Source organism: Sorangiineae bacterium MSr11367, from assembly GCA_037157805.1.
In the GTDB taxonomy this organism is placed as follows: Bacteria; Myxococcota_A; Polyangia; order Polyangiales; family Polyangiaceae; genus Pendulispora; species Pendulispora rubella.
The window spans coordinates 4,075,218-4,098,255 of record CP089983.1; the positions used below are offsets into that span (position 1 = coordinate 4,075,218).

Genomic DNA, 23,038 nt, shown 5'->3' on the forward strand with positions numbered 1-23,038 from the left:
GGACGCCAGGGTCGCCAGGGGGGAACGGCTAGTGGTTCGTTAGGACCACTCGCCGCACTCCCCGCAGCAAGACCGGCACATTGAAGTTGATGAGGAGCGCCAGGGGCAACCTGGTCGCTTTGAGGTAGGAGAGCGTTTGGGCGGCATGAACCGCGTTGAATGCGTCGACTGCTTTGAGCTCCACAACGAGGCGATCGGCGACGAGTAGGTCCAGCCGTGCTTCCCCCACGAGGTTCCCCTTGTAGGAGACTGCGAAGGCTGCCTGCGCGACGAAGGGGATACCGCGCAACCTCAACTCGATACCGAGCGCGCGCTCGTAAACGCTTTCCACGAAGCCCAGACCAAGATTCGTGTGCACTTCGATCGCGGCGGCGATCACCATGCTCGCAACCCCATCAATCTCGGCCGCGGGCTCCTTGCGTACATCCCTGGCGTCCCTGGCGTCCTGGCGGTTCACTCTTCATAGGTCGACCGCCGGGCCGCCATGGTTGCGAACGCTTAGCGGGCGCTGGATTCGACCGAGTACGTCACCGTTGATCGCGCTTCGAAGGGCATGGGCATGCCCAAGAGGCCGACGGCGGCGGGGGCGCGATTTTCGATGACGAGGTAGTAGGAGCCCGGTTCGACGGGGAAGGCGCGGGTCATTTCGCCGGCGGCGGCTTGGCCGTAGGCGATGGTGGGGCCGGCGTTGGGGGCCATGGGGCGGGCGGCTTCGTAGTCGCGGCGCCAGGCGTCGCCGGTTTGGCGGTCGACCAGGATGTAGTCGGCCGGGGCGCCTGCAACGCGGAGGCGTGCGTACAGCGCGGCGTTGTTTTGCTCGATGGTGAAGGGGCCTAGGTAGTCGCGGGATGCCGTGGCCAGATCGGTCACGTTGCTCTCGAGGACCACGTGGTCGCCGATGCCTTTGAAGTAGCGCTTCGGACGCTCGGGCGGAGTCAGGATGCCCAAGGTGAAGTCATCGCCGTCTTCCAGGCGCACCACCGTGAAGCCCTTCGCGATTTCGCTTTCGAGCACGCCGCGGCCCAACACCGTCGCGAGATCACCACCCCATTGCGTCTGCGTGGCCAGGTTGATGACCTGGTTCTCCACGCCCAAGAGCCGCAGATCCGGGGCGCGCGTGGCCCGCGTGTATCGGCCCCAGACGTACATCGAGTCTTCTTCCAGCTTGAAGTCGGGCCGGTACTCGACCGAGACCCCGCAATAGAAGCCCACGCGGCGCGTGAAGGGGAGGACCACGTAACCCTCGCCGGTCACGTCGACCACCATCGTGCGCTCCTGGTCGTTCACGTGCACCTGGCACTGCGACGGGAAGAAGCGCCCCACGCTGTTGGGGCCAATCATGGCCACCTTGAGGGGCACGCCGCGCTTGAGCATCTCGGGGCACACCTTGGAGGCGCCGAAGTTCGAGAAAAGCCACCAGCGCAGCCCCGCGTCCGCATTCACCGCGTTGCGGACGCATGGACAGCCGACGGCGCTCACCGCCAGGGCGAGCACCATGAGCATTAGAAATGCAAAGGAAGTCTGCCGACGCGCGGGACTCATGCCCCGAAGATTACATCAGACGTTGAATCGGAAGTGCACGACGTCGCCGTCGCGCATCACGTATTCCTTGCCCTCGATGGCGAGCTTTCCGGCGTCGCGGCATTTCGACTCGCCGCCCAGGTTGACGAAGTCCTCCCACCAGATGACCTCCGCCTTAATGAAGCCCTTCTCGAAGTCGGTGTGGATGACACCTGCGGCTTGCGGGGCGCGGGCGCCGATGACGGTGGTCCAGGCGCGCACCTCCTGCTTGCCGGCGGTGAAGAAGGTCAAAAGCTTCAGGATCGCGTAGCCCGCGCGAACCACGGCGTAGAGGCCCGGCTCCTTCAACCCGGCCTCGGCCAAGAACTCGGGCCGGTCTTCCGGCTCCAACTCGGCAATTTGAGCCTCGAGCGCGGCGCAGACGGGAACGACCACGCTGCCCTCGGCGTCGGCGTGCTTCTTCAGCGCCACGTAGTGCGGGTTCGAATCCAGCGCCTTGAGCGAGGCCTCGTCGACGTTGGCCACGTAAAACGTGGGCTTCGCCGTGAGAAGCTGCATGTCGCGCATGACGATGGCCGCGTCGGCGTGGTCGGGAAGCTTGAAGGTGCGCGCCGGAAAGCCGTTGTCGAGGTGCTTGGCCAGCGGCTCGCAAATCTCCGCCGCCAGCTTTTCCAGCGGAATGTTCCCCTTGGCCGCCTTGCGCGCGCGGTCGGCGCGGCGTTCGACGGTGTCGAGATCCTTCAGGCAGAGCTCCGTCGTGACTGTGGCGATGTCGCCCACGGGATCGACCCGGTTCTCCACGTGAATGATGTTCGAATCCTCGAAGCAGCGCGCCACCTGCACGATGGCGTCCACCTCGCGAATGTGGCTCAGAAACTGGTTGCCCAGGCCCTCGCCCTTGGAGGCGCCGCGCACCAGGCCGGCGATGTCCACGAATTGGATCGACGTCGGCACGATGCGGTCGGCGTGCACGATGCCGTCGAGCGCCGCGAGGCGCGGATCCGGCACGGCCACCACGCCGACGTTCGGCTCGATGGTGCAGAAGGGGAAGTTTTTCGCCTCGGCCTTGGCCGTGGAGAGCGAATTGAACAGCGTGGACTTGCCCACGTTCGGCAGACCTACGATTCCGACGGAGAGACCCATAAGACTCCTCTGGACACGGTTTCTGCCGCCCTTCTACCCTAAATCCGAACCATGTTCGACCTCGCCGGGCGCACCGTCGCCCTTTGTGTCACGGGAAGCATCGCCGCCTACAAAAGCGTGGAGGTGGCACGCCTCTGTGTAAAGGCGGGGGCGACCGTTCTTCCGGTCATGACCCATTCGGCGGCCCATTTCGTGGGGCCGGTGACCCTTTCGGGCATTTGCGGGGTGGCGGTGGCCCAGGACATGTGGGATCCCGGGTTTTCCGGGGAAATGCACGTCGCCATCAGCGAGCGGGCCGATGCCGTGGTCATCGTTCCGGCGACGGCCGACCTGCTCTCGCGCATGGCGGCCGGGCGCGCCGACGACCTGGTGACCGCCCTGGCGCTTTCGGCCAAGGGACCCGTGTTGGCGGCGCCCGCCATGCACCCGCGCATGTGGCTGCATCCCGCCACCCAGCGCAACGTCGACGGACTCGTGCGCGATGGCCGGGTCCAGTTCGTCGGGCCGGTGTCCGGGCCCGTGGCGTCGGGGGACAGCGGCCCGGGCCGCATGGCGGAGCCGCAGGAAATCTTCGAGGCGTTGGCGCGCATCCTGACGGCGCCCGCCGTGAAAGACCTCGCGGGCAAGCACGTCGTCGTCACCGCCGGGCCCACGGTGGAGGATCTCGATCCGGTGCGCTACCTCGGCAACCGCTCCACGGGGAAGATGGGCTTTGCCGTCGCGGAGCGTGCGGCCGCGCGCGGTGCCGACGTGACGCTCATCGCCGGGCCGGTCACATTGGCGACGCCGGCAGGGGTCGGGCGCGTGGACGTGCGCTCGGCGCTGAGCATGCGCGAGGCTTTGTGGGGCGCGCTCGGGGACGATCTCGGGCGAGCGGACGCGCTGGTGATGACCGCGGCGGTCGCGGATTATCGCCCGGCGGTGACCAGCCCCGTGAAGCTGAAAAAGCTCAAGGACGACAAAGACGAGTCGACGCTCGCGCTGGTGAAAAATCCGGATCTCTTGGCCGAGGTGGGTGCGAAGCGGGATGCTCGCACGTCCCCCGTGCTCGTGGGTTTCGCCGTGGAAACGGGAACGGCGGAGCAACTCGAGGCGTATGCGCGCGGCAAGTTGGCACAGAAAAAGTGCGATCTCATCGTGGCCAACGAAGCGCGCGTCGCGTTCGCGGGCGATGACAACCGTGCGACGATGGTGTCGGCATCCGGTGCCGAAGCGCTGGGCGAAATGAGCAAGCGAGACCTCGCGGATCGCATTTTGGATCGCGTGGCCGAAGCGCTGAAGCGGTAGACATGGCCCTTGCGAGCATGTGAAAAGATTCACATGTCCCGTACGAGGCGGTGCGTTGCTGGGTTGTCCTTTGCCATCGGCGCGTGGGCCGGCGTGTTCGCGTGCGGCTCCGACGACATCATCTACGCACCCGGGCGCGATTCGGGCGCCGACGCAGGCCGCGACGCCACCTTGCCCCCTGACGATGCCGGCGACGCGGGGACGGATGCCGGCGACGCGCAAACGTCCCAGGATGCGGGCGACGCCGGGCAGCCGACGGCGTGGCTGCTCTTCTCCTTCGGCAGCAGCGCGAGTACGGGCGCTCTGGTCGCGTACAACCTGGGGTCTCGCGCAGTCGATGGGACGCCGCTCACGTATTCCGGCTTCGGCACCACGTACATCGATCGGTCGCCGTCGGGCGCGGTCCTGTGGAACCTGGAGCAGCAGATCGACGTCGTGCGCAAGCTGGATCCCAGTGCGCCGTGGCAGGGTGGTCCATCGTGGAACGTTCGGCTCGACGATCGGCCGGACGGCGGCGACGACTACGCGGATCCGGTGGCCGTCGTCTCGGGGCCGGCCGGCAAGGCGTACGTGCCGCGCTTCAATCGCAATGCGATCGCCGTGATCGATCCTGGGGCGCAAGGCGATGCGTCGGCGCCCATCAAGACGATCGATCTGTCGCGCTTCGTGGAGGGCATCGACACCGATCGGCGGGTCGACATGGCGGGAGCGGTATACCTGCCCGAGCGCAAGCGGCTTTACGTCCTGTTGGGAAACATTGACCTGAACAAGCTCGACCCGCAGTTCCAGCTGCTTTGCACGGCGGCGAAACCGCGCCTCGTTGCCATCGACGTCGAGACGGACACTGTGGTCTCGCCCGAGGGCGATGCCGGGGCCGACGCGGGCGATGCGGGCACGGGGGCCTTCACCGTGGAGGGGTTCAACCCCGTGTTCAACGGTCTCGTTTACGATGCGCCGCGCGATCGCTTCCTCGTGTTGAGCGGTGGATGCAACGAGCCATCGTCCGACGCAGGCCCGGGCCCGGTGCGGCGCCGGCAGATCGATGCCATCGATCCGAACACGGGGCGCTCCGAGACCGTGCTCGATTTGGCAACGAAAGCGTATCCGGCATCCCGCGCGCAAACGGATGCGACGCATTGGGCGCTGGGCTTCGGCTCCGAGGCGTTCCTCTGGGACGTCACCACGCGCACGCTCGGGCCGGCCATTGCGAATGCGCCGCTGTCGTTCGTCTTCGATGGACGGCAATCGCTGGTCGGGACCACGAGGGCAACCCTGCCGGATGGCGGCTCCGAGTCCCTGGTCATCTCGACGCCCATCAACGGCGGCGATCCCACGCCGCTAGGCCCCATCCCATTCACGGCGCCGAGGCAGTACATCAGCGGCCTCGATTCCTGGTCACGCTAGATACGTGCACGTGCAAGGGTACGGGGAGTGTGTGCGACGGTGAGGGGAGGTGGATCATCCATCCTCACTGGGGGGAAATATGCGCATCGCACTTCTTGGTTCGCTTTCGCTTGCGGCGCTCTCGCTTACCGCATGCATCCACGCCCGGCCCTTGCCGCCGCAATCCGTCTGGCCGGAGGCCGTTGCTGCCTCGGAATCGCCCGATCTGAAGCCGCCCGGCAGAACGGAGGGCGTTCGCGCCGGCTCGGTCTCGGTCTCGGATGAGATCTGCCGCATCTGTACCATTCGCTCGCAAGTTGGGTCGGCGCCCCGCTTCGCCTTCGACTCGGAGGACATCGGCTCGCCGGAGAAGCACATCCTCGGTTTGGTCGCCCGATGCTTCACCGCGGGGCCTTTGCGCGGGCGGGCGCTGAAGGTCACCGGGCACGCCGATCCACGGGGCGAGGAGGAGTACAATCTGTCGCTCGGCGCCGCCCGCGCGACCAACGTGAAGAGCTACCTCGGCACGCGCGGTGTCGATCTGCGCAAGATCAAGGACACCTCGCGCGGGGAGCTCGATGCTTCCGGCGACGACGAAGGCAGCTGGGCGCGCGACCGGCGGGTCGACATCGACTTGGTCAAGTGAGCTCGCGCCACCACCGTGCGACGAGCTTCCGCTCTTCGTCGGTGAAGGCGAAGGCTTGCGCCACCATATCGTCCAGATCGTTCTGCAGCTCCTCCTCGAGGCCCGTGTTTCGCTCGTCGAGGAGCTCACCGAACGCGGTCAGCTCGCTGATGAGCCACGCATTGGGCGGCGCCGGCGTGGCACGAAGGTGCCCGATCTTCATCTGCGGCATGCCCTGGCGTGCGTCGCGGTGGCGCACGTAGTGCAGCCAGCGGATGGGCGTCGCGTTCAAGTAGGCCGCGAGAAACGTCGCGGGGTACAGCTCGTCGGCAAAGCCGGCGAGGATCGAATTGCGGAACGCGCCGCCGTCCGAGAGCGTCGCCAGGGGAACGCGCGCGGTCTGCCGAATGAGCACGCGCACGGCGTTCCACTCTTGCCCTGCGCGCACCCGGCACGAGAGGCGCTCGGGATCGCAATACAGCGACGGTGCGCGACGTAGAAAGGGCTCGATGTCGCCCCCCGTGCGCAGCGCGAGGGTGCGCCGCGCATCGGGCTTGTCGCGCATGCGCTCCACGTCGCCCGACGAAGTCTGGATCCCACGCTCGCCGAACAGGTGCGGCGGCAGGGGAGGGTGCGCGCCCATCTTGAGGAGCAACGCGTGCCCGATCGGGTCGAGATCCGTGCGCTCGATGGGCCAGATGGACTTGCCATTCTCGCCATGCTCGTGCGCGGGCTCCGTGCGCCGTGTGGAGATGAGGGCCATGCAGGGCTGAAACACGCCCGAAAACGCGTCGTTGCCGAGATCGCGCAGGTTCGCATCGCAGACGCACAGGCGATCGTGCGCGGCGCGCGTGGGGGCGTAGCCCTCCTGCTCGGACATGGAGCTCGGGATGATGAACCCGAGCCGCCCCGCGGGACGAAGCAAGCTGGCCGAGCGCTCGATGAAGAGACCCTGCAGGTTCCGGTAGCCGGCAAAGCTCGCGTACTTCTCGGTGAAGTAGCGATACAGCTTCGCCTCGAGCGGCTGCGCGGCGCGCCCCGCGTACGAGATCCACGGCGGGTTGCCGACGAAGGCATCGAAGCCCGCGCGCGGAGACTCGAACACCTCCGGAAACTGGCGCGGCCAATCGAGCCCGGCCAGCGATTCGCCGCGCCGCAGTTTCGGTGTTGAGCCCCCGCCGGTGAGCAGGCGGAAGGAAAGCTTGGTCACCGACACGGCCGATGCATCTTTGTCGACGCCGTAGATGCACGTCTCGGCCACGAGGCGCCGTGCGAGCACCGGCAGCGATGGATCGTCGGGGACGTTCTCGTGGTGCCACGCGCGCGCGAGCACCCCACCGAGGTAGCGGCACGCTGCCAGCAGGAACGCGCCGGAGCCCATGGCGGGATCGCACACCTTGAGGCGCAGGATCGCGTCCGACGAAGGATGCTCTCCCAGCGCTTCGATGAGCGGGCGCAGCGTATCTTCCACGATCTCGTCGGCCAGCGTGCGCGGCGTGTAGTGCGAGCCCGAGCGGCGCCGATCCGGCGTGAGGGTCAGGGCCAGCGTCCCCGCGGGCAGCAGGTCCGGCGTGAGCGGCGCCGTGCGCTTCCGCAACGCGGCGCCCAGCTCCTCGATGGTCGTGCTCTGCTCGATGGCCGACTCGAGCCGCTCGTCCATCTCGATGCCGCGCCGGCGCAGGCTGCCTTTGCGCGTGGGCGCCGATTGCGCGAGCAGCGAGGAGAGCCCCACGAGCACGCCCACCTGCGAGTCGCCCGCCTTGCGCCGGCACAGCACCACCAGGCTCGGCTCCTCGGCCACCGCGATGGCGTAGCCCATCATCGACTCGTACACGGTCCCGAGGTGCTCGACGTCGAGGTCCTCGCGGTCGACGTGCAGAAGCTCGTCCAGGACGCGCGCTACGATCGCATCGGGCACGTGCGCCGCGCTCAAGAAGGGGAAGCTTCCCAGCAGCCGATCTGCCGCCGGCAGCTCCTCGTCGAGGCGCACGAAGGCCTGAAGCAGCGCCTCCCACGTGGGCGGCGCCTCTGACGGGAAAGTCGGTTGCCGCGAGCGGCAAACCTCCGAGAGGCCACCGGCCACGTGCAGAAACACGGTGCGCACGACCACCGCGACCAGCCCCGCGTGCAGCGCTTTGGGCCTCACCGGGCCTTCGGGCGCGCGGAACCCTCCGGCCAACAGCGCGAGGGCGTTGCGGGTGCGATCCGTGATCGCATCGAGCGCGCTATGCCGAACGAGCCTCCTCGCCACGTCGCCTTGGTCTAGTTCATCTAGTTCAGGGACCGCCAGTCGAGCATGTCGACGGTGCGCTCGCTGATGCGGTAGTCGACCGTCTGCCGTTCGCCGACGGCGTCGCCCCCGATTTGGAGCGGCATCGGGCGCGAGAAGGTCATCCGTATGGCCGTGGCGAACCAATCGCGCATGCCACGAAGTGGATGCGCGCCGTGCCAGAGCGGGTGCAGATTCGAGATGGCCCCGAGCGCGCTTCGGTCGTAGATGCGCACGCTGAGGTAGCCGGGAAGGCGCTCCGCAAAGGGGAAGGCGCGGAAGCCGTAGCCGAACTCGGGCACGGTCGCGCACCCGGCCACGCTGGCGAGGCCCTCGTACAGCACGGCGCCGTTGCCCACGCCGTCGATCTTCACGACCTTGCCGGTCGAGTCGACGGTGTAGACCTCATCGCCCATGTTCTCGATCAGCACGTGCGGACGGCCGCTCACCAGCTGCTTCGGCGTGGTGCGAAAGAGCATGGCGCCCAAGTAGCCGTACACGCTCTTGGCCACGCGCTTTCCTGGCCCGCGCGCGGCATCGAGCTGGTTCTTGTAGTCGTTGAGGATCTGCGCATCCCAGCCGCAGCCCGCGAATCCGGTGAGGACACCCTCGCACTCGACGAGCCCGAAACGCCGCGTCGGCAACGTGCCCGGCCCGAGCCCCGCGAGCACGTCCACGAGCTGCCCCAGCTTGCGGGCCCCCGTGGAGCGGGCCCACGCGTTGCCGGTTCCCAGGGGAAGCAGCCCGACGATGGGGAGCGGGTCGTTCTTCGGCAGCACGTGGTGCATCGCGTTCAACAGCGCGATGGCCGTGCCGTCGCCCCCGGCGGCCAGGATGCACCGCGCATCGCGCACGGTTTTGAGCCAGCCCTCGATCTCGTCGATGGTCTTCGTCAGGCGGATGCGCGCGCCGGGGAGGGCACGACCGAGTTGGGCGGCGATGCGGCGTCCACCGCGTTTGGCGTTGGCGTTGACCAAAATGGCGAGGCCGGCACCCACCGCCGGCGAGCTGCCCTTGCCGTTCGAACGTCGCCACGTCGAGCTAAAAACCACGTTCGATCGCCTCCCGTACATCCCTCATCAATTTATCCCGCGAGGCTTTAAAATCGGCGACACGCCCTTCACCTGGCCGGCCGTTGCTTCCATAAGCGCGGGCGTCGATGGGCGGGTGAATGACGATCTTCACGTTCACGTCCGCGTGCGAGCGCATCGTGTCGGGCGGCAGGATGTCCTTCGTACCGTCGATGGTGACGGGAAGGACCGACAACTGAGCTTCCAGGGCCAGATTGAATCCGCCCTTCTTAAAGGGGAGGAGCTCTCCCGTGCGGCTGCGCGTCCCCTCGGGGGCAATCCACACGTGCACGCGCTCGGCGACCATTTTCTTCGCGATTTCCAGGCTTTCCACGGCGCGCTGGCGGTTCGACCGATCGATTTCGATGAATCCGGCCTCGCGCATGGCCGCTCCGAATACGGGGACCTTGAAAAGTTCCTTCTTGGTAATCATCCGGATGTTGCCGCCCACGACCGCGAAAACCACGGGAATGTCGTAGTGCGACTGATGATTGCTCATCACCAGGAAAGAGCTCCCCTTCTCGAGATGTTCGCGGCCTCGGACATCGAGATGGATGCGGGTATGGGCGACGATTTTTTGCGACCAGCTGCGCAGGCGCTCGTCGCAAACGTCCTTCCGGACCCGCCCGAGGGCGGCGTCGACGACCGTGGGCCAACTGATGGCGAACGTCTCGTAGACCGTGCGAAGCGAGAGAGCCAGCGAGCCACGCTCTGGCGACAGACGCGATGAAAGCACGGGCGGAGTACTAGCATAGCAAAAACACCCTGTTTGCTTGATATTGCGGGACGCGGCTCGTAGCATCGGTGCCCGGCATCGCTACGGTATATTTCCCGGGAGTTTTCGCGTCTCCGAACACGAGTCACCTCACCGCGGCGGGCCCTAAAGGCAGCTTGGTCAATAAGGCAGCAGCGTGAGCACGTGCGAATGGGGGCATCGGCCCCAGGGTGATGGATGAGCGCGCAGACGATTCGAAACGCTCTCGGTGTCCTTCAAGAAGATCCGGACAACGGGCAAGCGTGGGCTGATCTCGGGACCTTCTTTGGCAACCCGGAGGCAAGACAAGAGCTGTCGTCCGAACTTTCCACGGAGGAGCTAGGCGCCCTCTTGGAATCGGCCCGCCGTGCGCACGAGCTGCGCAGGGAATACGAGGCCGTGGCGAAGCTGCTCCAATGGGAGGTCGAGGTCGCCAAAGGGACCGAGCGGGAAGCTCCGCTGGTCACCGAGATGGCCCGCGTCCTCGACGAGGAGCTGCTCGACGACGAGGGGTCGAGCCTCGCGTACATGCATTTGCTCGAGCTGCGTCCCGGGGAACGGGTCGCGGTCGACGCCCTGGAAAGGGCCGAGGGCAAGCGCACGAAATGGTTCGAGATCGTCAAGCGCTACGTCGACGAGGCCAAGGGCACGAAGGATCCCGCCTTCAAGAGCTCCCTCTTCGTGACCGGCGCCGAGGCGGCATACCGCTACGGCCGGCCGCAGCTCCAGGGCGAAGGCTCCAAGGGGCAGAAGAAGCTCGAGGCGCTGGAGGGCGAGATCGTGACGGGCGCGAAGAAGGCGCTCGACATCGATCCGAAGAACCGCCGCGCGGCGTTGTTGCTCGAGCGCGTGTACCGGCAGCGGGGTGACTACGCGCTGGTGGCCGAGGTGCTCGAGCTGCTCGCGCGCGAGAGCCCCATCAAAGAGGAGAAGAGCGCGGCGTTCCTGCGGCTGGCCCGCGTGTACGCGAAGCGCCTGAACGATCCGGAGAACGCGATGAAGGCGTATGCCGCCGTCGTCGACGCCTCACCGGGCAACGTCGAGGCCACGGCCGCGCTGGTGGATCGCTTCACCGACAAGCAGGAGTGGGACAGCCTCGTCTCGCTGTACGAGGACCAGCTTGCGGCGTCGTCGTTCACGCAGGGGCAGGAAGCCGGGATTCTGCTGCAGATCGCGATGGTGCACTGGAAGATGCGCGAGCGGCCGGATGCCGCCGAGCCGTTTTTTGCGCGGCTGCGCAAGATCGAGCCGGCGCACCCGCAGATGCTCACGTTCTTCCGTGCGTGGTGCCACGAGAAGGGCGAATTCGGTCGCCTCACGCAGATCCTCACCGACGCGCAGCGCGTGCTCACGGATGGCCCCACGCGGGCCACCATCGTGGCGGAGCTCGCGCAGCTCGCCGAGGACGGCGCCAACGCAACGCGCGCCATCGAGCAGTGGCGATCACTGCTCCGGCAAGATCCGAACAACAAGGAAGCGCGCCAGGCGCTCAAGCGACTCTATCGGCAGACGGGCGGCTGGAACGCCCTGGCCGATTTGCTGCGCGGCGATCTGGAGAAGATCGGCGTCGAGGACAAGGAGGCGCGGCTTCCCGTGCTCCGCGACATCGCGGCCATCTACCGCAACGATCTGAAGAACGACTCCGCATTGGTGACGGTGCTGTCGCAGATCTCCACGCTCGATCCGGAGGACAAGGACGCAGCGCGGGAGCTGGCGCGCGTGTACGCGGCGCTGGGGCGCTGGCGCGAGATGCTCGCGACGCAGGCCCGCGTGGCGGAGCTCGAGACCGACATCGGTGCGCGCACGGAGATCTACCGGGAGGTGGCGCGGCGTTGGTTGGAGCAGTTCTCCAACATGCAGAACGCCGTCGATGCGTACGAGAAGCTGCTCGATGCATCGCCCGACGATCGCGAGGCGAACCAGAAATTGCGTGAGCTTTACACGAAGCGTCGCGCGTACAAGCCGCTCTACGACTTGCTGGCGCGGCAGGTGGAGCGTCTCGAGCAGGAGACGCCGCGGGAGCTCGACGTCGAGGCGGGCACCGATCCGACCGGCGAAGAGAAGCGCGCGCTCTGGCTGGAGATGGCCAAGCTGGCGGCGGACCGGCTCGATCGCGGGGCGGACGCCGTGGTGGCGTACAAGAAGGTGCTCGCGGAAGAGCCGAGCTCGCAGCAGGCGCTGGATGCGCTGGAGAAGCTGGCCGATCGCGAGAAGGACTACGCGACGGTGGCCGAGGTGCTCGAGCGGCGTGTGGAGCTTGCCGCAGGCGCGCCGGGCGGGACGCAGACGCAGCTCGCCATCTTGCAGAAGCTGGGATCGATCTACGCGGACCGACTGCAGGACCCCAAAGGGTCGATGCGGGCGTGGCGGCGTGTGCTCGATCTGTCGCCGGGGCATCCGAAGGCGCTGCGCGTGCTGCGCGACACCTTCCTCGCCGCGGCCGATTACGAGGGGCTGACCGAGCTTTACGCGACCACCGAGGACTTCGAGGGGCTCGCGGAGGTGCTTTCGTCGGCGGCGGATCGCACGCCGGAGCCCGATGCGAAGATCGAGCTCTCGTACCGTGCGGCGGACGTCTACGTGGATCGCCTCCACGCGCCGGAGCGGGCTTTCCGGGCCTACGAGCGCGTTCTCGGCGTGCGGCCGGACGACAAGCGCGCGGCCGCGGCATTGGTGCCGCTCTACGAGCGCGAGGAAAAGTGGGCGCGGCTTCCTCCTCTGTACGAGGTGCTCTTGCAGCACGCGACGGGCGACGAGGAGAAGCTCGAGCTGCTGCACAAGCTGGCGCACATCACCGGGCACAACCTGCAAGATCGCGCGGGGTCGTTCGTGTACGCGCGGCGTGCGTACCAGTTGGATCCGAACCGCGAGGAGGCCCTGGAGACCTTCGAGAAGGCCTCGCGCGCCTCGGGCGAGTGGGAAGCGTTCGTCACGGCGTTGAATGCGCGGCTCGCGGAAGGTGCGGCGCAAACAGGAGCGGCCCCCAAAGCGGGGCCTGGGGTACCTGACGAGACGACGCGGCGGACGTTGCGCTCGAAGATCGCGCAGGTGTACGCGCTGGAGCTGGGCCGCATCGACGATGCGATCACGGCGTACCGCTCGCTGGTCGAGGACAGCCCCGACGACGAAGAGACGGTGGGCGCGCTCGATCAGCTGCTCCGCAGTGAAGGGCGGCGCGACGATCTGCGCTGGCTCTTCGATCAGCGGGTCGGGCGGGCGAACACCTCGTGGAAGATTCACCTCTACAACGAGTGGGCCACGCTCGAAGAGGACGTGTTCGGCGCGCCCGAGCAGGCGGTGGCCATCTACCGCAAGATCCTCGAGCTGGTGCCGCAGCATGGCGGTGCGTTGCGTTCGCTGGCGCGGCTGCTTCGCGCGGCGGGTGATGCGCAGGGGGCCGCCGAGGCCCTGGAGAAGGACCGCGATCAGCGCGATGGCGTGGACCGCGCGCAGCGTGAGGTGGAGCTCGCGCGGCTGTACATGTCGTCGCTGAAGCGCCCGCTGGATGCACTCGCGGCGGCGCAGCGCGCGCTCGACATCGTGCCGCACCCGCCGCCGGGCAGTGCGCACGGAAGCGGCAGCCCGGAGTACCGGGGGGCCGTGGAGGTCATCGAGGAGCTCTTGCACGTGCCCGAGACGCGGGGCCGTGCGGCGGTGCTTCTGGAGGCGCACTACGACCAGACGGGCAATGCGCAGAAGCAGGCCGAGGTGCTCGAGGTCATGATCGCGACCGCGGCGGCGAAGAAGGACCGCATCGCGCTCTACTCGCGCCTGGCCGACGTGTACGAAGGGAAGGTGGGCGCGCTCACCACGGCGTTCGACGTCATCGCGCGCGCCGCCTCCGAGTTCCCCATGGAGCTCGAGCTCTGGGATCGCCTCGCGGTGCTGTCGAACCGCACGCACCGCGCGCAGCAGTTCGTGCACGCGATCGTGGAGGCCGTACCGCCCACGGGCAATACCGGTCTGCCCGACTCGGTGGAGATGGACCTCGCGGAGCGCGCTGCCACCCTGTACGACGAGATGCTCGGCGACATCGTGGCCGCGCAGCCATACTTGGAGCGCATTCTCACGCGCGATCCGAGCAACGAGCGCGCGTTCCAGCGCTTGAAGCAGATCCTGACCACCCTGGAGCGGTGGGACGAGCTCGAGGTGCTGTACGAGAAGGCCATTTCCGCGGCGCCCGACCTGGGCCGGCGCGCGGACCTTCTCGCGGACGTGGCGCTGGTGGCCGAGGAAATCACCGGCGATCGCCCCAAGGCCATCGCCTACTACGAGCGCATCCTGCAGCTCGAACCGAACCACGATCAGACGGTGCGCGCCCTCGATTCGCTCTACTCGAGCGAGGAGCGCTGGACCAACCTGGCCGACCTTCTGCGAGGCCGTTTGCCCGTGGCCTCGCTCGACGAGGCGGTCGCGCTCAAGCTGCGCCTCGGGGCGCTGTACACGGCGCGGCTCGAGGATCCGGCGACGGCCATCGGCTTCCTCGAGGACGTGCTGCAGGCGGATCCCACGAACCGCGAGGCGCGCGATCTCACGGAGAAGTGCCTCAATGTGCCCGAATTGCGTCCGCGCGCGGCCGTCATTCTGGAGCACGTGTACGTCTCGCTGGACGCCCCGCGCGATTTGGTGCGCATCCTCGAGGTGCGCCTGGAGACGGCGCAGGCCATCGAGGAGCGGCGCGAGCTGCTCCGCCGCATCGCGGAGCTGCGCGACGACCGGCTGCAGGAGGGCGCGTTCGACGTGTACGCGCGCCTGGTGCCGATTGCACCGGACGACGTGGACGCCCGCAACGGGCTGCTCACCTTGGCGAAGAAGCTCGGGGCCTTCGAAGAAGCCGCGCGCGTGCTCGCCGAGTCCGCGGAGGCGGCCAACGTGCCGCAGCCGCGCGCGCAGATCCTGAGCGAGTTGGCGCAGCTTCTCGAGCGCTACCTCGGCGACGCGGATCGCGCGGAGGTCGTCTACCGCCAGGTGCTGGACATCGGCCCCGACGAGCCCGATTTGGCATTGCCCATCGCGCGCTCGCTCGAGCGCATTTACGCGGCCTCGGGCCGCACGCGCGACCTGGTGGAAATTCTGCGCACCGAGGTGCGGCTCGAGGAAGACGCGGCCGCGCGCCGTGAAATCCAGGGTCGACTGGGTGAGCTCTGCGAAACGTCGCTCGACGATCCGAAGGGCGCCATCCAAGCATGGCGCGCGCGGCTCGACGACGATCCGCTCGATGGCGCCGCGCTGGGCGCGCTCGATCGGCTCTACGAGCGCACGCAAGAGTGGCGCGCGCTGGTCGACATTCTGCGTGCACGCGAGCGCCAGGTGGACGAGCCGAAGGTGCGGCGCCAGTTCATGGAGCGCGTGGCGTCGACCTTGGCCGATCGCCTGTCGGACGTGCCGGAAGCCATTTTGGCGTACCGCGCGCTGGTGGACGAGTTCGGGCCCGACGAGGGCGCCCTCTCGGCCCTGGAGCGGCTCTACGAAACGGCGGAACGGTGGCCCGATCTGGCCGAGACCATCGAGGCGCGCCTGGCCATTTCCGAGACCGAGGAGGGGCGGCTGGCCCTGCTCGGCAAGCTCGGTGCGGTGCGGCGCGAGCGACTCGACGAGGTGCCGCAGGCCATCGAGGCCTTCCGGCAGGCGCTGATGATCGACGCGGCGCATGCGCCGAGCCGTGCGGCGTTGGAAGGGCTGCTCGATCACGCGGACGTGCGCCGCGAGGTGGCCGGTATCCTGCGGCCGCTTTACGAGGCGGACGGCCAGGAAGAGTCGCTGCTCCGGGTCATCGACATCGAGGCGGAGTACGCCGAGGAGCGCGAGGCGCGGCTGCAGTTGTACCGCGAAGCTGCACGCGCGGCCGAGACGACCTTGGGCGATAAGCGCAGGGCCTTCGGCTACTCGCTTCGCGCGCTGCGCGAGGCCGAGTCGGCGGAGGAGTTCTTGCCGTGGCTCGAGCGCGCGGAGCGGCTTGCACAGTCGATCGACGCGTACCCCGAGTTGGTCGATCTCCTGCGCGAGGTCGCACCCGAGCTCGCCGACGGCGATCTGCAGGTGCAGGTCACCTTGAAGATCGCGTCGCTCCTGCGCGATGCGCTCTCCGACAAGGCTGGCGCACGCACCTACTACGTGAAGGCGCTCGAGCTCCGTGGCGACGACCGCACGGCGCTTTCCGCGCTGGAAACGCTGTACGAAGAGGCGAACGACCCGAATGCGCTGCTCGATATTTTGCGGCGCCGGGCCGAGGTGGCCGAGGACGACTCGGAGAAGCGGCGCATCCTCTTCAAGCAAGCGCGCCTGTCCGACGAGACCCTCAAGGATCCCGCGGGGGCCATCGACACGTACCGGCAGATCCACGACACGTGGCACGACGACGCGGCGTTTTCGGCGCTGGAGCGGCTGTTCACGGCGACGGAGCGCTGGGACGATCTGATCTCGCTCTACGAAGGGCGCATCGGCAAAGGGCCGCCCGGGGACGTCAAGGCGGGGCTGCACCACAAGCTCGGCCACGTCTTCGAGGTGCGCCTCGGCGACCACCACCGCGCCTTCGACCAGTACGAAGCGGCCCTGCGCTTCGACAGCCGGCACGAGGCCACGGTGGCCTCGCTCGAAGGGCTCATGGCCGATCGCGCCCATGCGGCGCGCGCGGCGGAGATGCTCGAGCACGTCTACCTGGCGCGCCTCGATTGGCGCCGGGTGATGACCACGCTCGAGGCACGCCTCGACGTGAGCGAGGATCCCGACGAGAAGCGCCAGCTGCTGCGGCGCCTCGCGGGGTTGCACGAGGAGCAAGAGGAGAACTACCCGGCCGCGTTGGAAACGACGGCGAAGTTGCTCGCCGAGGACCTGACCGACGAGCCCACCTGGCACGAGCTCGATCGGCTCGCACGCGTGGCCAACGCCGAGGCGCGGCTGGCCGAGATCTACGCGACGGAGCTGGGTAAGATCACGGCGGACGAGCCGGCGACGGCCAAGTTGGCGCGGCGCACCGGGCATCTCTACGAGCAGCTCGGCGATCCCGAAAAGGCGCTGTCCTTCTACCGCCGCGCGCACGCATTTGCGCCGGAAGAGGACGACGAGTCGTTCGAGTCGATCGATCGCATCCTGCGTGAGACGAAGCAGCCCGAGGCGCGGGTCGATCTGTACCGAAGCGCGCTCGAATACCGCGAGGAGCCGGCGGCACGGCTGGCGACCTTGCACACGATTGCGCAGCTTCAAGAGAACGATCTCGAGAACGACGACCTGGCCATCGACACGTACCGCCAAGCCCTCGAGGTGGAGGAGACGGACGTCAAGTCGCTGGAGTCATTGGCGAGGTTGTTCGATCGGCGCGGGCGCTACACCGACTTGGCCGACTTGACGCGGCGGCGCGCGGAGCACAGTGCGCTGCCCGATGACGAGGCGAAGTTCCGCATCGTTCTGGGCAAGCTGCTCCAGCAGAAGCTGAACGACACGGCGGCGGCCATCGACGAGTACGAGAGCGTGGTCGAGCTCGGGCCCGATTCGGCGGCGGCGCGGGAGGCGATTGCCGCGCTGGAAGCGCTCATCGCGGATCCGGAGCACAAAGCCCACGTGGTCGACATTCTGCGGCCGATCTACGAGCGCGCCGACGATTGGCGGCACCTCGTGTCGGTCAACGACGAGCGTCTCGGTATCGCCGACGACGATTCGGAGAAGGTCGCCATCTTCCGCGAGACCGCGCGCCTCTGGGAGACGCGCGGCCAGGATGCGAACAAGGCCTTCGAGGCGGTTCGCGATGCCTTCGTGCTCGATCCGGACGACGGGGACACGCGGGCGGAGCTCGATCGACTGGCCGGCGTGACGGGCCGCTGGGATCATCTGGCGGATGCGTACCAACGCGGCATCGAGCGCACGTCGGGGGTCGCCGAGAAGGAGCTCCTGGGCGCACTGGCGCGCCTGCACAACGACAAGCGCGACGATCCACGTGCGGCGCTGGACGCGTACGATCGGCTCTTCCGCGCGGACGAGACGGACATCGAGCCGCTGGAGCAGATGGACGAGTTGGCGACCTTGCTCGCCGACTGGACGATGCTCGAGCGGGTGCTCGGCAAGCGCGCCGAGCTCACCACCGACGACGAGCAGCGTGCGAGCACCTGGCGGCGCATCGGTGAGGTGCGTCGCGACATGCTGGAGGACGGCAACGGCTCGATCGACGCCTTCGAGCGTGCGCTCGAGTTGGAGCCGGACAGCGCGTTCACGATGGATCGGCTCATCGAGCTGTACGAGGCGAAGAACGATCCGGCGCGGCTGATCAACCTGTATCGGCGCCGGGTCGAGCTCTGCTCGGACGACGAGGCGGATCTCAAGTTCCAGCTCTACCTCGACGCCGCGAATCGGTACGAGTTCGGGCTGTCCGATCGCCGCGAGGCGATCGAGCTGCTCAACCAAGCCCTCGAGGTGCGTCCCGGCGAGGTGGACGTGGTGCGGCGGCTCGACAAGCTGTACACGGCCGAAAAGATGTGGCCGGAGCTGCTCGAGAACCTGCGCCTGCAGGTGGCGCAGACTCAGGACGACGTGGAAGGGCGCACCTTGCGCAAGCGCATCGGCGCACTGCTTGCGCACGAGCTCGACGATGCACCGCAGGCCCTCGGCGCGTACCGCGAGGTGCTCGAGAGCGGGGCGTTCGACGAGGAGGCTGCCAAGGCCATCCGCGAACTGGGCGAGAGCCGCGACGAGCTGCGGGGTGAGGCCGCGGCGGCGCTCGAGCCGGTGCTGCGGACGGCGGGGCGGCACGAGGATCTGGCCTTCGTGCTGGAGATGCGTCTCCGCGCGGAGACGGAGCCGTCCGAGCGCACCAAGACGCTCCGCGCAATCGCGGAGGTGGCGGAGCAAAAGCTCGAAGATCTGGATCGGGCCGAGGCGGCGCTGCTTCGTGCGCTGTCCGAGGCGCCGGAAGACGCCGAGCTGCACACCGAGATCGAGCGGCTCTGCGAGCGTGCGGCAGGACGGGCGAGCAACAAGGGTGAATCGTGGCAGCGGTATGCCGACGCGCTCGCGGAGCGCGCGGGCTCGCTGTTCGACCCCGCCATCGCGACCGACTTGTTCATGCGGCTCGGCAAGGTGGCCGAGGAAAAGCTGGTCGACGATGCGCGCGCCGCGCGGGCGTTCGTGTCGGCGGCGGAGCAATCGGGCGACAACGAGACGGTGCTGGCGGCGCTCGATCGGCTCTTCGGCCGGCTCGGCGATGCGCGGGCGCTGGCCGACGTGCTCGAACGGCGCATTGCCGTGGAGGCCGCGCCCGACGCACAGGCGGATCTGTACCACCGCCTGGCGACGTTGCAGATTCACGAGTTCGAGGAGCCGTCGAAGGGTCTTGCGACCCTGCGGCTGGCCGTCGAACAGGTGCCGGAGCACGCGGCGAGCCGCGGCGCGATGGAGCAACTTCTCGAGCGCGATGCGCTGTTCGAGGAGGCGTTCGAGGCGCTCGAATCGGTGTACCGCTCGCTGGGGCGGACCGACGATCTCGCGAAGCTGTACGAGCGCAAGGTGTCGCGCGCCCCGGGCGTGCGCGAGAGGGCACGTGCACGGCTGGATCTGGCACGCGTGCTCGAGGTGGACGCGCACGATGCACTGGGTGCGCAGCGGGTGCTCGAGGCGGCGCTGGTCGACGATCTGACCGACGCCGACGTGCTGAGCGAGGTCGAGCGCCTTGCCGGCAGCAGCGGCGGCAACGGTTTCGCGTCGTTGTCCGATGCCTTGGCGCAGGCCCTCGGTGCGGCGAAGGACGTGCCGCCGCACACGATGGCGGAGCTCTGGGTCCGTCTGGCCACGTGGCGGCGCGACGAGTTGAAGAACGAGGGCGCTTCGGAGGAAGCCTTCGTCCAGGCGCTGGCCCTCGAGCCGGAGAACGTGGACGTGCTGCGCGCGCTCGAGAACCTGCGGCGCGCGCCAGGACGGGAGCGCGATCTCGTGGAGACGTTGCGCACGCGCGCACGGCTCGAGCACGACGTGCACACGTTGGGCGAGCTTTTGCGCGAGTCCAAGGAGATCGCCGAGCACAAGCTGGGCGACGCGGCGCTGGCCGAGAGCGTTCTGCGCGCTTGGCTCGCGGAGGACGAGCAGAATCTCTGGGCGCTCGAGGAGCTGACCAAGCTTCGCGAGGGGGCGGGGGATCACAAAGAGGTCATCGAGCTGCTTCTGCGGCGTGCGGGCATCGAGGCGGACGGTCCGAAGATCGCGGGCCTGAAGCATCGCGCGGCGCAGGTGATGACCGAGAAGGCGGGCGACGTTCCCAGCGCGATCAAGCTGTACGAGGAGCTGCGCGAGGACGATCCGGCGGACGCACCGGCGCAAACCAAGTTGCGCGAGCTGTACGCGCAGGCGGGGCGTCACGGGGATCTGGCGCGGTTGCTCCAGGACCTCATCGATTCGGCAGAGGGCCCCGAGCAGCGGACGCTGTTGCGGCTCGATCTCGCGAAGCTCGAGATGGAGCTCGATCGCACGACCGAGGCCATCGACACGCTGCGTGCGATCTTGGACGAGGTCCCGTCGCACGGTGAGGCGGTGCTGGCGCTCTCGACGTTGTTCGAGCGTACCGGCCAAGACGAGGAGCTCGCGGACCTTCTGAATACGCAGATCGAACGCGCGGAGCGCGATCAGGATGCGACGAAGGAGCTTGCCCTCAAGGTGCGTCTGGGAGAGGTCTTCGAGACGCGTCTGAAGGACACGCCGCGGGCCATCGCGACGTTCGAAGCGGTGCTCGAGCGCGAGCCGGAGCATCGCGCGGCGCTCGAGGCGGTCGCGCGGTTGGCGGAGAGCCGCAACGAGTGGGAGCGCGCATCGACGGCGCTCTCGACATTGACGCGCATCGCGCCGGACGAGGCGGGCGTGCGGTTCGCCGTGCGCTTGGCCACCGCGCGCACGAAGCTGGGCGACGAAGAAGGCGCTCCGGCGGCGCTGCGCCGCGCGCTGGAGATTCAGCCGTCCAACGAAGAGGTGCGGCAGCAACTGCGCGCGCTGTACGAGCGCCAGGGCAAGTGGAACGATCTGGCCGTGTTGCTCGTGGGCGATGCGGAGCTCGTGGCCAAGGACTACCCCGAGGTGCTTTCGCCGCCGGCGGACGTCTCGGGCAATACGTCCGGGGCCCGGGTCACGCAGCCGCCGGGTTCGATCCGTCCCACGGGGCGGCCCGGGCCTCTGTCGTCGCCGCCGAGCCAGGTGCCGCCGTCGCTTTCGGGTCCGCGTGCGGATTACGTGCGGCACTTGCGGCGTGCCGCGGAGATTCACATCCAGGAGCGGGGCTCGTCGACGGACGCGGTGCCTCTGCTCGAGCAGCTCGCCAAGAGCGCGCCGACGGATCGCGAGCTTCTGTTGCTCCTGTGCGATGCGTACACGGCGGCGGGGCGCGAGCGCGATGCGACGCAGGTGCTGGAGAAGGTGATTCACTCCTACGGCGCCAAGCGAAGCAAAGAGCTCAGCGTCTACCACCACCGCTTGGGCAAGGCACTGGCCTCGCTGGGCGACAAGGACGTGGCGCTGGTGCAGTTCGACATGGCGTTCAAGATCGACCCCGGGTCGGTCAACGTGCTGCGCGATCTGGGTGTGCTCGCGTTCGAGACGAACGATCTCGACCGCGCGCAAAAGACCTTCCGTGCGCTGCTGCTCCAGCGGCTCGACGGAAGCACGGGCATCTCCAAGGGCGAGGTCTTCTATTACTTGGGCGAGATCAGCGCCAAGCAGGGGGACAAGGCCAAGGCGGTGCAGATGCTCGAGCGCGCCATCGAGAACGAGCCCAGCTTGGATCGGGCGAAGGCCAAGTTGGAGGAGCTCAAAGGGTGAGAGCGGCGCTGGGCCTGCTGTTGGGGCTCGTGGCGGCGCTCTGGTTGAAGACGCTGCGGGTGCGGATCCTGGTGGATCCGCGCCTTCATGCGGCAGACGGTGCCTGGGTGCTGTCGTTCTTCCACGGGACGCAGTTTCCGCTGCTCGCGTGGAAGCGCCGGCGACGCACCGTGGTGATGGTGAGCCATTCGCAAGATGGTGCGATGCAAGCGAAGGCACTGGGCCTCCTGGGCTTCACGATCGTGCGTGGCTCGAGCTCGCGCGGTGGGGTGCGCGGTCTCGCGGCGTTGATTCGCGCCATGAAGCGTGACCGCGCCGACGCCGCGTTCGCAGTGGACGGCCCGCGTGGGCCCTACGGCAAGGTGAAAGAGGGCGCGCTGCTCGCCGCGCGAGCCACCGGCGGTGTGCTCGTGCCCATGGGCAGTGCGAGCGCACGCGCATGGATCGCATCGCGCGCGTGGGACAAGTTCACACTGCCGCTCCCATTCTCACGGGTGCACGTCGTGCTCGGCGCACCGCTGCATGCCCCGTCGCCCGAGGAGCTCGAAGCCGCCATTTCGGCCGCCAATGAAACGGCCCGTACGCTGCTAAAGCCGCTGCCGCCCGGCGAATGCACGCCCCATGGTGATGGGGTCCGCGAACTCCAAGTCCCCGCCGTGCGGAACGCCGCTGGCGATCCGTGACAACGTCACGCCGAGCGGAGCCAGCTCCCGCTTCAAGAGCAACGCCGTGGCCTCACCGTCCACACTGGGCGGGGTCGCGCAGATGACCTCCTGCACATTCTCCTTCTGAATGCGCGCCAGGAGCCGCTCGATGGGCAGATCGTCGGGGCCCACGCCCTCGAGAGGGCTGAGAAGCTTGCCCAACACGAAGTAACGTCCCCGCATGCTGCCGGCGCGCTCGATGGCGAGAAGGTCGTGCACGCGCGCGACCACGCAGAGCAGCGACGGGTCGCGTTTCACGTCGCTGCAGATGGCGCAGATGGCCGTGCTGGTCGGCGTCTCGATCTCGGCGATGTTGCCGCAGAGGGAACACGGCTGCAGGTGCTGCCGGAGCTCGACGAGTTCGCGTCCGAGCTCCGCGGCCAGCTCGTCTTCCGCGGTGAGCAAGTACAGCAGGTAACGCTGCGCAGTCTTCTCCCCAACGCCGGGGAGGCGCGCGAAAAGGCTGATGGTGCGCTTCGACCGCGAGGTGATCACGCG

General features: G+C 68.0%; 12 protein-coding genes. 5 read left to right on the forward strand and 7 right to left on the reverse strand.

The window, feature by feature from the left end; translation table 11 throughout:
* Positions 1 to 28 precede the first annotated feature (28 nt).
* The 3 genes from LVJ94_16440 to ychF are packed head-to-tail and all read right to left on the reverse strand — an operon-like array spanning position 29 to position 2,664.
* Positions 29 to 457 (reverse strand): GxxExxY protein, encoded by a 429-nt coding sequence (locus tag LVJ94_16440; protein ID WXB08815.1) that lies wholly within the window; start codon positions 455 to 457, stop codon positions 29 to 31.
* Between the two features lie 41 nt (positions 458 to 498).
* Positions 499 to 1,542, reverse strand: coding sequence for a hypothetical protein (locus tag LVJ94_16445; GenBank protein WXB08816.1), 1,044 nt, complete (start codon positions 1,540 to 1,542; stop codon positions 499 to 501).
* A 15-nt stretch (positions 1,543 to 1,557) separates the two neighbouring features.
* On the reverse strand, positions 1,558 to 2,664 hold the full coding sequence (gene ychF, locus LVJ94_16450) for a redox-regulated ATPase YchF (protein WXB08817.1): 1,107 nt from the start codon (positions 2,662 to 2,664) through the stop codon (positions 1,558 to 1,560).
* A gap of 51 nt (positions 2,665 to 2,715) precedes the next feature.
* Here ychF and coaBC point away from each other — a divergent pair, with 51 nt between their 5' ends.
* The 3 genes from coaBC to LVJ94_16465 all read left to right on the forward strand — a co-directional run bounded on the left by coaBC (position 2,716) and on the right by LVJ94_16465 (position 5,980).
* Positions 2,716 to 3,951 carry a bifunctional phosphopantothenoylcysteine decarboxylase/phosphopantothenate--cysteine ligase CoaBC gene (gene coaBC, locus LVJ94_16455; protein ID WXB08818.1) on the forward strand — a complete coding sequence of 412 codons (1,236 nt, stop codon included), beginning with the start codon at positions 2,716 to 2,718 and terminating at the stop codon, positions 3,949 to 3,951.
* Positions 3,952 to 3,984: 33 nt separating this feature from the next.
* On the forward strand, positions 3,985 to 5,355 hold the full coding sequence (locus LVJ94_16460; GenBank protein WXB08819.1) for a hypothetical protein: 1,371 nt from the start codon (positions 3,985 to 3,987) through the stop codon (positions 5,353 to 5,355).
* 79 nt (positions 5,356 to 5,434) lie between these two features.
* On the forward strand, positions 5,435 to 5,980 hold the full coding sequence (locus LVJ94_16465) for an OmpA family protein (GenBank protein WXB08820.1): 546 nt from the start codon (positions 5,435 to 5,437) through the stop codon (positions 5,978 to 5,980).
* Here the strand turns inward: LVJ94_16465 and LVJ94_16470 are convergent.
* From LVJ94_16470 to LVJ94_16480, 3 genes are read right to left on the reverse strand one after another with little or no spacing between them, the layout of a single operon-like run.
* A complete protein-coding gene (locus LVJ94_16470) occupies positions 5,973 to 8,210 on the reverse strand; it encodes an N-6 DNA methylase (protein WXB08821.1) in 2,238 nt (745 codons plus the stop codon). The genes LVJ94_16465 and LVJ94_16470 overlap by 8 nt on opposite strands.
* A 20-nt stretch (positions 8,211 to 8,230) precedes the next feature.
* A complete protein-coding gene (locus tag LVJ94_16475) occupies positions 8,231 to 9,280 on the reverse strand; it encodes a diacylglycerol kinase (protein ID WXB08822.1) in 1,050 nt (349 codons plus the stop codon).
* On the reverse strand, positions 9,270 to 10,034 hold the full coding sequence (locus LVJ94_16480) for a 1-acyl-sn-glycerol-3-phosphate acyltransferase (protein ID WXB08823.1): 765 nt from the start codon (positions 10,032 to 10,034) through the stop codon (positions 9,270 to 9,272). Before LVJ94_16480 ends, LVJ94_16475 begins: the two co-directional genes overlap by 11 nt.
* Positions 10,035 to 10,250: 216 nt before the next feature.
* Between LVJ94_16480 and LVJ94_16485 the strand changes: the two genes are divergently transcribed.
* Together LVJ94_16485 and LVJ94_16490 are read left to right on the forward strand one after the other, a co-directional pair.
* Positions 10,251 to 21,836, forward strand: coding sequence for a tetratricopeptide repeat protein (locus tag LVJ94_16485; GenBank protein ID WXB08824.1), 11,586 nt, complete (start codon positions 10,251 to 10,253; stop codon positions 21,834 to 21,836).
* Positions 21,833 to 22,519 carry a DUF374 domain-containing protein gene (locus LVJ94_16490; protein ID WXB08825.1) on the forward strand — a complete coding sequence of 229 codons (687 nt, stop codon included), beginning with the start codon at positions 21,833 to 21,835 and terminating at the stop codon, positions 22,517 to 22,519. Before LVJ94_16485 ends, LVJ94_16490 begins: the two co-directional genes overlap by 4 nt.
* On the opposite strand, the gene recR is transcribed toward LVJ94_16490, so the two are convergent.
* On the reverse strand, positions 22,424 to 23,035 hold the full coding sequence (gene recR, locus LVJ94_16495) for a recombination mediator RecR (GenBank protein ID WXB08826.1): 612 nt from the start codon (positions 23,033 to 23,035) through the stop codon (positions 22,424 to 22,426). The two genes, LVJ94_16490 and recR, sit on opposite strands and share 96 nt — an antisense overlap.
* Positions 23,036 to 23,038 lie beyond the last annotated feature (3 nt).

What these genes read in the sequence shown, in the direction of transcription:
- LVJ94_16445 (WXB08816.1), bottom strand. Translation starts at nt 1,542, where the DNA reads ATGAGTCCCGCGCGTCGGCAGACTTCCTTTGCATTTCTAATGCTCATG.
- coaBC (WXB08818.1), top strand. Translation starts at nt 2,716, where the DNA reads ATGTTCGACCTCGCCGGGCGCACCGTCGCCCTTTGTGTCACGGGAAGC.
- LVJ94_16460 (WXB08819.1), top strand. Translation starts at nt 3,985, where the DNA reads ATGTCCCGTACGAGGCGGTGCGTTGCTGGGTTGTCCTTTGCCATCGGC.
- ychF (WXB08817.1), bottom strand. Translation starts at nt 2,664, where the DNA reads ATGGGTCTCTCCGTCGGAATCGTAGGTCTGCCGAACGTGGGCAAGTCC.
- LVJ94_16485 (WXB08824.1), top strand. Translation starts at nt 10,251, where the DNA reads ATGAGCGCGCAGACGATTCGAAACGCTCTCGGTGTCCTTCAAGAAGAT.
- LVJ94_16465 (WXB08820.1), top strand. Translation starts at nt 5,435, where the DNA reads ATGCGCATCGCACTTCTTGGTTCGCTTTCGCTTGCGGCGCTCTCGCTT.